The organism is Pseudonocardia sp. TRM90224 (assembly GCF_021245725.1).
Lineage (GTDB): Bacteria > Actinomycetota > Actinomycetes > Mycobacteriales > Pseudonocardiaceae > Pseudonocardia.
Genome location: NZ_JAJGSX010000090.1, coordinates 1 through 11,122 on the forward strand (window position 1 = coordinate 1; position 11,122 = coordinate 11,122).

An 11,122-nucleotide genomic window follows, 5' to 3' on the forward strand; every position below is an offset into this window, starting at 1 on the left:
CCGCCGACATCGTGTTCGGGATGCGCGCGAGCACGCTGCTCGCCGAGCGGTTCGACACCGACGTGCGCGGGCACTGGGCGCGGGGCGAGACGTCGCTGCGCGCACCCATTCCCGGTCCGCCGGCGCGATCCGCCGCGTGAGCCGACCGCCCGTCCTCATGATCGGTCGAGGCGGGGCAGCGCGACCTCACGCAGGAGCAATATCGCCGCGGCGGCGAGCGGGATCGCCACCAGCGCTCCGACGACACCGAGGAGGGTGGCGCCGAGCAGGACCGCGACGACCGTCACGAGTGCGGGCACCTTCACCGCGCCGCCGATGATCCTCGGGACCAGCAGGTAGTCCTCGAACAGGTGGTAGGCGACGAAGAACGCACCGGTCGCGATCGCGACCGGCAGCGACACGGTGAGAGCGAGCAAGCTGACCAGGATCCCGCCAATCGGTGCACCGACAACGGGCACAAGGTCGAGCAACGCGACGAAGATCCCGAGCAGCGCGGCGTACGGGACGTGCAGGATCAGCAACCAGACCGTCGTGAAGGTGCCAGCGATCACGGAGATCAGCAGGTTCCCCAGCACGTAGGAGCCGACCTTGGCGAAGATCTCGTCGCCCATCAGGATGACCCTGGGTCGCCGGCTGGCAGGAGCCATGCGGTACACACCCGAGCGGATCCGGGGAAGATCCGCCAGCAGGTAGATCGTCAGCACGACGACGACCAGCCCGGACGTGATCACGCCGAACACCGCCAGGCCCGCGCCCAGCACGCTGCCCGCGATCGCCGCGCCACCCTGGCTGAAGGACTGCTCGAGGTTCCGCTGGATGCCGAACTGGTCATTCAACCTGCCCAGCAGCGAGCTGTGGTCCTGCGCGGACCTGAGGTAGCCGGGCAGCTGAGCGACGAGCTGGGTGATCTGCTCGACCAGCACCGGGATCGCGACAGCGAGGAACCCGCCGACCACTCCACCAGCGCAGAGCACCACGACGACGACCGCCGCCGACCGGCGCAGCCCACGTCCGGTCAACCACGAGACCGCAGGCTCTAGCCCGATCGCCAAGAACATCGACAGCCCCATCAGGACCAGCACGCTGCTCACGCTCACAACCGCGGCGACCAACCCGACCATGACCGCAACACCGGCTGTGCCCGCCATGCCCACCCAGAATGGGGATCGACGATCCCACGGCCGGCCGGGACGTCCCAGGGGCGACGTCTCGGTGCTCATCTGCGCTGCGATCACCTCGGCCGCAGCGACCGTGCTCTGGCCGCCGACGGCACCCGACTCCTGCTCGTTGATCACCACAATCGACCTTCCGGGATCGTTCGCGAACGTGTCCACCGGTCCGCGCCACCGATCACCTGGAGATCGAGCGCTGCACGACGTTGGGAGCGGCTACCCGATCCACGAGCCCGCAACACCGAACGGCCTGAACCGACGCGTCAGAGTTGCTACTGCTGCGTGCATACGGCGATCGCCGCGGTGTCCCCGTCGAAAGGTCGAACCTCGGCAATCCGTATGCCCTCGATCCTGACGGTCTGGAGGATCGGGAAGGCGAGCTCGCGCCCCGGTGACACGAGCGAGGGCCCGGACCTGCGTGAGCACCACCGCGGTCGCACCGCCGGCGAACTTTCCTGCTCTATCATCTCGAATGACTCCCAGGTCGTGCTCATCGCGAGGAAGAAACGCGTCATCCACGAGTGACCGCGCCACGTCCCGCAGTGGGAAGTGTCTCGGCTTGATGAAGGACGACGTCCGGCGCGAAGAAGGGCGTGAGCAGGTCGAAGGAGGCTCTGCCCGTCCACCGGCAGCCAGATACTTGGCCTCGGCGGCATACATGCCGGCGTGGACGGTTGTGGAGTCCGTCGTGAGAGTTGTTGCCATCACCCAATTCTCATTCCCTTGTGCAAATATTCCGGCCGGAATCGGCCATCGGGTACGGCAAAGTGAATGGCCCCCTCCCCGGCCCGGCAGCGAGACCGCCGCAGGGCACGAGGAGATGAGGAGCTACAGCTCCTTGAGGAAGCCCGCATCCACGGCAAACTCCGATCCGGTCGTGCTCGCCGAACGCGGCGAACCCAGCAGCGCAACCACGTCGGCGATCTCCTGCGGATCGACGAATCGCCCTGTGGCCAGGCCCATCATCTCCGGACCGACGCTGTTTAGGACACTGTCCCTGTCCGTTCCAGCCTTGGCGGCGATGATGTCGGCAGCCCCACCGGCGTCGGTCCACCATGGTGTGAGCACTGGCCCAGGAGACACTGAGTTGACCCGGATGCCCTGCGGCGCGAACTCCACCGACAGCGCCTTCGTGAGGTTGTTCAGCGCAGCCTTCGCAGCTCCGTAGTCGACGTTCATCGCGGCCGGCTGCCGCGCACTGCCCGAGGAGATGTTGACGATCGAACCACGCCCTCTCCGGAGCATCTGTGGAATCGCCGCGCGGATGGCACGGACCGTGGCAAACAGGTTGAACTCGAACATCTCCCGCCAATCGGCATCTGTCGGCGCGAGGAACGAGAACCGAGGTAGTGACACCCCCGGCGGCGGTCCGCCGGCATTGTTGACCAGGATGTCGAGCCCGCCGAACTCCTCGACCGCGGTGGCTATGACCCGCGTAGGCGCGTCCGGATCCATCAGATCGGCCAGCACGTGTCGGAAATCCGGACCAGACAGCGCGTCCATATCCGGGTTGCTCTTGCGGGAAACCGCAACGACCCGCGCACCCTCTTCGAGGAGCGTCCGCGCGATGGCGAGACCAATACCCTTCGAGGCACCGGTAATGACTGCGACCTGCCCGATCAGCTTCATATCCATGATGTGTGAGCAACCCCTCAGGGGTTTCGAGTGTCTCGGCCCATCCGGTCCGGGACTGCACTCATCCTCGCGTGGCGCACGTCGAAAGTCTGGCGGAAATCAGACACGCCGGTCGATGACTCTCGCTGGCCGTCGCAATGGCCGACCACGCGGATCAGGTGAGATCAGGTGAGATCAGGAAGGCCGGGAACCACGTCCGCGCCGACGCCCGACACCTGCGTGCCGCTCCGCACGCTCCGCCCGCACCTCGTCGCCGTACAGCCGGAACATCTCGGCTGCATCGCAGCCGTCGTACACCGCCCGCCCGTTCGCGTCCGAGACATGGTTGTTCCCGCCCGACGGCTCGTTCTGCCACGGGAGTGGATGCCTTCCCACCCGCTCCGAGGTCCGCTCGTTGTGGCGAGTTCCCGCACCGATGGTGCCGCTCACGCCAGCACTCCCGTCTCCGGCGAGGACGTTCCAGCCGGCGTTTGCCGCACACCTCGATCAACGCCGACGTGGGTGCCGGCGCCCGAAACCTCCGGCGCACCAAGCACACGACCAACGACAACAGTACCGCATTTCGGAATGAGGCTGGGATTTCCACTGCTCCGTCAGATTTCGGAGTACCACCAGCTGCATCTTGCATGTGAGCGGTCGAGCCCACGTCGTCCTCAGCGGACGTTCATACCGGGCCATGATCGATCCGTGAACGGAGCACCGACATGACGTCGGCACCCACCATCCCGGAAGATCTCGACATCGCCACCGAAGACCGCGATGTCCGGTTGAAGCTGAAACCGAAAGCTGATACCAGCGGATTCGTCGACGGCGCCTGGTGGCCCCGCTCCCGAGATCTGCACGACGAGATGCCCACGCTCGCCGCGAGGCTCGCCATCCGGCTCGGCCACGTCGAACGCGTGAGCTACAACGACGAGTTCGGGCCGCTGAACCTGCTACCGCGCCTAGGCCTGGCGGCCCCAACGCCAACCACGACGGCAGCGGGCGACTTACACCCGCACCGCTGGGGTGATGCACATGCTCGCCGCCCTCGACCTGGCCACCGGCAAGATGTTCTACCGGATCCGGGACCGCAAACGCTGGATCGAGTTCCTCGACCTACTCAAAGCGTTGCGGAACCGCTGGCCTGGCGAGAAGCTCTACGTGGTCTGCGACAACTTCTCCCCGCACCGCCATGCCCGGGTCCGCCAGTGGTGCGCCGCCAACCAGGTCGAGTTGGTGTTCCTACCGACCTACGGGTCGTGATTGAACTGGATCGAAACCGAGTTCGCCGCGCTGCGCTACTTCGCCCTCAACGGCACCGACCACCGCAGCCACGACGAGCAGAACACCGCAATCGCCGCCTACGTCCGCTGGCGCAACACCCGCGCCAAACCCAAGACCAGCTTCGCCGTCGACTCACCGATCCGCACCTGGACCAGTTTCCCGGTCAGAGCTGCGTGACAAGCCACTAGTACTACCGGGGTGGGCGGCCTGCGCCGCGACCGCGGAAGGCGTCCTTGATCTTCTCGCCGGCCTGCTTCAGGTTGCCCTTCACCTCCTCGGCCCTGCCCTCGGCCTGGAGGCTTCTGTCCTCGGTGACCTCACCCGTGATGCGCTTGACGCGTCCTCGTAGCTCCTGAACCTTGCTGCTCAGTTTGTCCGCGAAGCTCATCGCCCGCCACCTTCTTGAACCCGTCGACCGCGTCCCCTCGTGGGACATGCCGACTCATCAGGACGTACCCCGATCGCAAACTTCCCAACCATCGTCGAGGTCAGCGGCTGGGCGCCAGCCGGGCCAGGCGGGCCGAGGTGGGCCAGCGCACGTCGTGCGCCCAGCCGAGCTTTTCCAACGCCCAGATGACGCGAGCGGTGATGTCGATCTCGCCGGGCCGCACGCCGTGACGGGCACAGGTGGGGTCGGCATGGTGCAGGTTGTGCCACGACTCGCCCATCGACACGACCGCTAGCGGCCAGAAGTTGGTGGCCTTGCCCTGCGCGGCGAATGGGCGCTCACCGATCATGTGACAGATCGAGTTGATCGACCACGTGACGTGGTGCAGCACCGCGACGCGGACGAGACCGGCCCAGAACAGCGCGGTGATCGCACCCCACCAGGACATCGTGAGCAGGCCGCCGAGCAGCGCGGGTCCGGCCAAGCTGACGGCCGTGACCAGCGGGAACAGCCTGCTGATCGTAACGATGTCGCGATCGGCGAGCAGGTCGGGGGTGAAGCGGGCGGCGTTGGTGCGATCCCGACCGAACAGCCAGCCCAGATGAGCGTGGAAGAACCCGCGGGCGAGCGCAGCAGGGGTGTCACCGAACAACCACGGCGAATGCGGATCCCCCTCCTTGTCGGTGAAGGCGTGATGACGGCGGTGATCGGCGGTCCAGGAAACGACATCACCTTGCAGGGCGAGGCTGCCAGCAAACGCGAGACCGATGCGCAGACCCCGGTTTGCCTTGAACGCACGGTGCGTGAAGTAGCGGTGGAACCCGACCGTCACCCCGAGGACCGACACAAGGTAGAACCCGGCCGCGAGCCCGGCGTCGAGCCACGAAAGGCCCCACCCCCATGCGAGCGGGACCGCCGCAACCAGCGCGAGCATCGGGAGGATGGTGAACGCCCCGATGAGCAGCTGCTCGTGGCGCGGCTTCGGCGGGTCGAAGATCGGCTTCACGGCCGCGTTCGGCCTCCTACGCGCGGGCCGAGGGGGTGCAACGGTGGTCACGATGTGGGTTCTCCTATGAGTCGGCGTACGTGGTGATCGAGCCGTCGACCAGCTCTGCGTCGGAGCGGTCGGGGCGCGATCGCTCCCGACGACGGCGGTCTCCGGGAAGGTCTTCGCGACGCCGAGGTCCTGGGAGTCACCGCGACGTTCTCGTCCCCGAGCTCACCACCGGTAACCGGGCACGACCGAGAACGTCGCCTTCATCAAGGAGATACCCGCTCGTACGACGCTTGAGACGCCGATCCCTCAGGTGTGAGCATCGCCTCCATGGCCGGGATGTGGTGGACGCGGCCCGCGCAACGCCCCGACCGTCACGACCGTGCACATGGCGACGAGGACCCTCTCGATGACTCCGACCGGCAGGTCCGCATCGCCACCCGTCTTCAAGACGATTATGGTCAGGAGCACCGCCATGCTGACGGAGCCGGCCATGGCGAGCCGCCGCACCTGTCTCGCACTGGCACGCAGCGCAGCCAGGCGCACCGCCATCACCGCGGTTCCGACCGCAACGTTGTGAACCGTCCCGGTGACCGTGCGCGCTCGGACTCGTCGTAGACAGTGGCGGGCGCGATCCCCACCGGCCACAACGCGAGTAGTCCCAAGCTGTCGGTTCGGTGGCGCCCCTGGGCGAACCACCTGCCCACACGATGCTCGCACCCATGCGACACAGGTGGCCAGCAAGGCGAGAACGAAGGCTATCCGCAGGGCACCCTTGCATGCGTACTGACCATCTCGGTGACATCGACCGCCGGGCTACGCAGGTCAAGCACCGTGAGGATCACACTGCAACGCCGAACCCGATCACCGCAGGCCAGTCGGGCGAGAGCGCCGGCGGCACAACGAGAGGTTCACGCGTCGATCACGGGCCAGCGCCCTCGACCCGGGCGCAACAGGCGGTTCGTCATGGTGGTGCTCCCTGCCGGTTCGTCGGTACGAGACGCACAATCTGCGCGAACTGGCCCGAGGTCCGGAGGCTGTGTCAACGGCGCGTTGGAACTGGAACCGGCCCCACCCGCGACATCCGGCCTCGTGCCGCACACTACGCTCTGCGACAAGGAGTCCTCGGAAGTCATCCTCGTGCTCGATCGTCGCGTGCCCCTGGTTCATCGACGCCGTAGCTCAGCGTCGACGCGAGGTTGCCGGCCAACAGGTTCACCGAGGTAGCGCAGATCGACCGGCGAGGTCGAGCAGTTGGTCCATGGGGTCGGCATCTGGACTGGCTTCACCAAGGGGCTGGATACCAAAGCCCATGCCTGGCGCCTCTCCTGTCACGATCGTGAGGACGGAGTCGGTGAGCGCTTCGTCCAGCGTGCCGTCCCGTCCGATAGCGACCGCCAGGTCCCAAGAATGGACAGCGATGTCGAACACCCTTATGTCGAGGAAGCGTCGACCGGGAAGGTCGCCGAGAGGGTGGCCCACGATTTGCGCCAGTGCCCCCTCGCGACAGAAGCCAACCCGTTGAGCAGCGACGCTGTCATCAAAGTCCGCAGTTGGGTCGGCGCTGAGCTGCCTGGCGCTCATGACCGCTGTCATTGCCTGTTCGGCCGTCTGGCCGTCCAGCACCATGCAAGCGAACCGATTTCCGCCAACGACATGTGCCACGAGGTAGTGCACGTCCCAACCTGGGCACGGTGTCGCGGCAGCCCAGTCGTCTTCCGCAACGAAAGCCAGGTGCCGTCGGAAGGCCGTCACGGCGGAGTCGAGTGCAGTTAAGGAGTCGAGGGTCACCGCAGCACCGTGTCACATGTCAGTAGTGCCGGGGCCCTGGCCAGGTGCCTGACGAACGCTGGTCTCTTGGCCTGCTGCGCATCATCGAGAACCATGACGACGCCGAGGCCATGGATACCGACGCCGCCGCGCTCGTCGAAAGGGTCCGCGGCTGGGGCGAAACGTGGATCGTCCCGACACCGGTCGCACACACCGGCCATGGCTCCGCCGCGGGGTCTGCGCCGATCAGCTCACTCAGCGGAACCGGCACGCAGTTCGCGGGATCGTCGAGGTACTCCTGCGACTCGGTGCCGGTGAAGAGCCGCCAGCCGCTGTCCTGGTCGTTGGCTGGATCGTCCCGTAGAGCCGCCCGGGCGAACTGTCTCTTGCGACCTGCACGGGCAGCGCGCGCCGCGCGAGATCACCGAACCACAAACGCTCCCATGCGGCCGCGCCTGCCTACGATATCCGGGGCCAAGTTCCACCCGTACCCGCGGCAGGTCCCGTCCCGTCTGCGGCGAGCTTGCGGTAGACGGCGAACGCGCCTTTGCCCCCGACTGGTGGACCAAACCGCTTGCCATCGCCGGTCGGACGCGACGAGCACGCTCGGTGAGCCGGGCCGTTGGCGCGGGTCCCGATCGCAGACCCGACAATCGACCTGCCGGCCGTTGCATCACCAGTTGCTGTGCTCTGGCCAGCGGATACGGACCTTCGTCGACGTCGTGATCACAGTCCTACCGGTTGGATACTAGGCTCGGTGTTGGCAGGGTTCGACCAGTGGCGGTGAGAGGACCAGAACTCGGATGAGCGATCCGCAGACGTGGCGCAACGACCATCGAAACGGCGAGCCGCTCGATCTGCCGCCAGAGATCGACATCACCGTCCCGTCAGTCGCTCGCGGCTACGACTACGCCTTGGGTGGTAAGAACAACTTCGAGGTGGACCGCATCGCTGGCGACGCCCTCATCGCTGTATTTCCCGGCATCCTCGACGTAGCCCGCGACAATCGGGCGTTCCTTCGTCGCGGTGTTCGTCACCTGGTCGCCGACGCCGGGATCCGTCAGCTCATCGACGTCGGATCCGGGCTGCCCAGCGCCGGGAATGTCCACGAAGTCGCGCACCAGATCGACCCAACCGTGCGTGTCGTCTACGTCGACATCGACCCGATCGTGCTCGCCCACGGCCGCGCGCTACTGGCTGACAACGAAACCACCACGGTCATACAGGGCGACGCCGGTGATCCGAAATCGATCCTCGACGATCCTGCAACCCGAGAGCTGATCGACCTAGACCAGCCCTACGGGGTCATCATGTGCGGGATCCTGCACCATCTACCCGACGAACGAGACCCGGTCCACGTCACCCAGGTCTTCAAGGACGCCATGCCGACGGGCAGCTATCTGCTGGCCAGCAACTTCCTCGACGACGACGACATCCGCGCTCGCGAGGCGGAGAAAGCGATCACCAGTAACTTCGGCACTGGCCGATTCCGCACTTGGGCAGAACAACAGCCCTTTTTCGACGGGCTCGACCTGATCGAACCCGGGTTGGTCTACGCTAACGACTGGCGACCCGACCGACACACTGAAATCAACAGCGAATGGCACACCTTCTACTGCGCCGGCGCCGGCCGCAAACCCTAACGCTGTCGCTGGTGCGACTCGAGGTCCGTTCAGGTGGTGTTGCGATAGTGGGAGTTCCGTGGTGTTGGTGGCGTTGTTCGGGCTCCCGAGGTGTCAATCCACCGGAACTGATCCGCCACGATCCGGCTGCTGCCCGACCTCTCGCCGGGCCACACACCCACAGGCACTCGTGCAGCCCTCGATGAGGCGTTGATGGAGCCGTGGAAGCCCGGCGGGTCGATGTCGACCAGTGGCAGACGGGCGCATCGACGTCACCGCTGCCGACCGAACTGGCGGATCGTCCGGCTATGCGGACGACTTCGTCGTGCTGGTCGACAGCACCTGTGACGGTGCGAGCGACGACGTCGACCGGCTGCGCGAGGAGATCACCGACATCCTGCGCCCTCTGGGACTGCGGCTCTCACCAGCCAAGACCCGATCGTGCACATGTCGGAGGGGTTCGACTTCCTAGGATTCCACATCCAGTGGCGCCGCAAGCGAGGGACGAACCGCTGGTACGTCTACACCTTCATCGCCCAGCGTCCGCTGCGGCAGCTGAAGGACAAGATCCGTGCCCTGATAAACAGGACATCGCAGCAGGCCTCCAGGGACGTGCTGATCAGGCTCAACCAGATCATGCGCGGTGCCGGCCTCCTCGACGACTCCCATCCGAAGTCGCACGTGGAAGGTCTCGCGGGCATCTGCGCGATCCTTCCGCTGTCGCTACCGGTTCTGAACGAGGCATTCATCGACCGTCTGTGGGCCGGGATGATCCCCTACACGCCCGACGGTCTGCCGATCATCGACCGCCTGGGCGACCCCGAGGGTCTCGTGGTCGCCGCCGACCACTCGGACGGGAACGCCACGGACCCCGTGACCGGTGAGCTCGTCGCGGCGTTGGCGACCGGCGCCGAGGTCCCGCCTACGGACGTGACTCGCTGGTGGAGCACGAGGAGGCGCACTGAACATCTGTCCTGTCGGCCGAAAATGGCGGGTCGCACCGTTCTGACCTGCCGGGCTGGCACACGAGCGCTCGTCGCGACCGTGGCGGCCCCGGCCCTTCGACAACACCACCGGCGCCGCGTTCGTCACGCAGTCGATCTCGGAATGTCCTGGCGGCATGAGCTCGGCGGCACGTTGAGTCTGGTTTTCCGCGGTACGTCGGCCCGCGACAGTCCACAGACCACCAGCAGCGTGAGCGATGTTCGTGGCGCTGCTGGTGACAGAGGTGATCAGCAGCCTGGCCCGACCGGTTGCCGACGGCGGCCGCCTCCGCCGATCCTGCCCTCCGGGTTCGGCACGGCCACAACCATGGGCGGCCCGTCCCAGCAGGGTGTAGCACCGGTACCGGCTTCGCCGGACTCCAACCGCTGTGGAACAAACGTGTCGCTACCGCGAATCAGTGTGCGGCAGAGTTGTCGCCACCGAACACCTCGACCGTCCGACGCCAAGCCAGGGCGGATTCCCGGAGCATATCGCGGATCATCCCGATCGAGCACGAATCCATGGCCCAGCCCGTCGAATACGGTCACCGTCACACGGTCGCCCCCATTCACTGCACCCTTCTGCAATTCTTCCAGTGCGCTCGGCGGCGTCAGCGGATCACGTGACCCATAAAATCCGACCCACTTCGAGGAAAGCTGCCGCACCAACTCGACGCCCGGCCTCATGTCTGCCCAGTAGGGTTCAACAAGTCCGCCACCGCAGAAGGTGACCGCGGCGTCGCTCTTGCGCGATGCTGCAGCCCAGAGGGCGATCGCGCCACCCATTGAATACCCGAGTACACCTATTCGACCGACATCGGCTTCTCTGAGAAACTCCAGCTCTACATCCAGAACGGCAGCGATCGTGGAGGCGTCCAGGGAATCGCGCAACGACTCGCCTCGACGTAGCCTTCAGTCGGATCCTTTTCCATGCCTGCGCGGGGGCCCGGCCGACCCGAACACCGCCGCCATCCCGCATCAGATAACGCGACCGGTGCTCACTTCTTCCTGCGGGCGTGACGAACACGAACACTGAAACCGAACGACCGTCAATATCCTCAACGACCGAAAGGCCGCCGAATTCCCCGTGTCCGGCGCCACACCCGAACCACCTCACAACGGCCCGGGGCCGGCTACCCATCCGCCTCGCTGGGGTCGCGTCACCGGCGATGCCGTCCGACGCTCGTCGATCCCGATCCCGACCTCAAGCCCGACGCCACCCATACCGCACGGGACGTCGACACCAGAGCGACCGGAAGGCCCGCCTCGCGGCGGACGACGTCGTAGACGAT

The 11,122-nt window shown here is 66.2% G+C and carries 10 protein-coding genes and 3 pseudogenes; 5 read left to right on the forward strand and 8 right to left on the reverse strand.

Annotated elements, in window-relative coordinates:
• Positions 1 to 155 precede the first annotated feature (155 nt).
• From LL648_RS43325 to LL648_RS43335, 3 genes are all read right to left on the reverse strand, one after another.
• Positions 156 to 1,295: an AI-2E family transporter gene (locus tag LL648_RS43325; protein ID WP_232668821.1), complete on the reverse strand. Its 1,140-nt coding sequence runs from the start codon at positions 1,293 to 1,295 to the stop codon at positions 156 to 158.
• Between the two features lie 705 nt (positions 1,296 to 2,000).
• On the reverse strand, positions 2,001 to 2,807 hold the full coding sequence (locus tag LL648_RS43330) for an SDR family NAD(P)-dependent oxidoreductase (protein ID WP_232668822.1): 807 nt from the start codon (positions 2,805 to 2,807) through the stop codon (positions 2,001 to 2,003).
• Positions 2,808 to 2,981: 174 nt separating this feature from the next.
• Complete coding sequence (locus LL648_RS43335; RefSeq protein WP_232668823.1) at positions 2,982 to 3,236, reverse strand: hypothetical protein; 255 nt, start codon at positions 3,234 to 3,236, stop codon at positions 2,982 to 2,984.
• 275 nt (positions 3,237 to 3,511) lie between these two features.
• On the opposite strand from LL648_RS43335, the pseudogene LL648_RS43340 reads away from it, so the two are divergent.
• The 3 genes and pseudogenes from LL648_RS43340 to LL648_RS43350 form a co-directional block, all read left to right on the forward strand.
• Positions 3,512 to 3,661, forward strand: a pseudogene (locus tag LL648_RS43340) (DUF5994 family protein); the annotation flags it as partial.
• A 163-nt stretch (positions 3,662 to 3,824) separates the two neighbouring features.
• Complete coding sequence (locus LL648_RS43345; RefSeq protein ID WP_232668824.1) at positions 3,825 to 4,052, forward strand: transposase; 228 nt, start codon at positions 3,825 to 3,827, stop codon at positions 4,050 to 4,052.
• Positions 4,053 to 4,250 carry a hypothetical protein gene (locus LL648_RS43350; protein WP_232668825.1) on the forward strand — a complete coding sequence of 66 codons (198 nt, stop codon included), beginning with the start codon at positions 4,053 to 4,055 and terminating at the stop codon, positions 4,248 to 4,250.
• A 13-nt stretch (positions 4,251 to 4,263) separates the two neighbouring features.
• Here LL648_RS43350 and LL648_RS43355 read toward each other — a convergent pair whose 3' ends face one another.
• From LL648_RS43355 to LL648_RS45980, 4 genes and pseudogenes are all read right to left on the reverse strand, one after another.
• On the reverse strand, positions 4,264 to 4,461 hold the full coding sequence (locus LL648_RS43355; RefSeq protein ID WP_232668826.1) for a CsbD family protein: 198 nt from the start codon (positions 4,459 to 4,461) through the stop codon (positions 4,264 to 4,266).
• 100 nt (positions 4,462 to 4,561) lie between these two features.
• Positions 4,562 to 5,395 (reverse strand): acyl-CoA desaturase, encoded by an 834-nt coding sequence (locus LL648_RS43360; RefSeq protein WP_232668830.1) that lies wholly within the window; start codon positions 5,393 to 5,395, stop codon positions 4,562 to 4,564.
• Between the two features lie 1,275 nt (positions 5,396 to 6,670).
• Positions 6,671 to 7,246, reverse strand: a complete 576-nt coding sequence (locus LL648_RS43365; protein ID WP_232668827.1) for a TIGR03086 family metal-binding protein — start codon at positions 7,244 to 7,246, stop codon at positions 6,671 to 6,673.
• A 19-nt stretch (positions 7,247 to 7,265) separates the two neighbouring features.
• Positions 7,266 to 7,583 (reverse strand): annotated as a pseudogene (locus tag LL648_RS45980) (immunity protein Imm33 domain-containing protein); the annotation flags it as partial.
• 445 nt (positions 7,584 to 8,028) lie between these two features.
• On the opposite strand from LL648_RS45980, the gene LL648_RS43370 reads away from it, so the two are divergent.
• Both LL648_RS43370 and LL648_RS43375 read left to right on the forward strand, forming a co-directional pair.
• Positions 8,029 to 8,868, forward strand: a complete 840-nt coding sequence (locus LL648_RS43370) for an SAM-dependent methyltransferase (protein ID WP_232668828.1) — start codon at positions 8,029 to 8,031, stop codon at positions 8,866 to 8,868.
• A gap of 615 nt (positions 8,869 to 9,483) precedes the next feature.
• Complete coding sequence (locus LL648_RS43375) at positions 9,484 to 10,464, forward strand: FAD-dependent oxidoreductase (protein ID WP_374112222.1); 981 nt, start codon at positions 9,484 to 9,486, stop codon at positions 10,462 to 10,464.
• Here the strand turns inward: LL648_RS43375 and LL648_RS45985 are convergent.
• A pseudogene (locus tag LL648_RS45985) lies at positions 10,389 to 10,616 on the reverse strand (dienelactone hydrolase family protein); the annotation flags it as partial. The gene LL648_RS43375 and the pseudogene LL648_RS45985 overlap by 76 nt on opposite strands.
• Positions 10,617 to 11,122 lie beyond the last annotated feature (506 nt).

Excerpts from the sequence above, each read along its gene's own strand:
- LL648_RS43355 (WP_232668826.1), bottom strand. The coding sequence starts at position 4,461 with ATGAGCTTCGCGGACAAACTGAGCAGCAAGGTTCAGGAGCTACGAGGA.
- LL648_RS43375 (WP_374112222.1), top strand. The coding sequence starts at position 9,484 with ATGCGCGGTGCCGGCCTCCTCGACGACTCCCATCCGAAGTCGCACGTG.
- LL648_RS43370 (WP_232668828.1), top strand. The coding sequence starts at position 8,029 with ATGAGCGATCCGCAGACGTGGCGCAACGACCATCGAAACGGCGAGCCG.
- LL648_RS43330 (WP_232668822.1), bottom strand. The coding sequence starts at position 2,807 with ATGGATATGAAGCTGATCGGGCAGGTCGCAGTCATTACCGGTGCCTCG.
- LL648_RS43360 (WP_232668830.1), bottom strand. The coding sequence starts at position 5,395 with ATGCTCGCGCTGGTTGCGGCGGTCCCGCTCGCATGGGGGTGGGGCCTT.
- LL648_RS43345 (WP_232668824.1), top strand. The coding sequence starts at position 3,825 with ATGCTCGCCGCCCTCGACCTGGCCACCGGCAAGATGTTCTACCGGATC.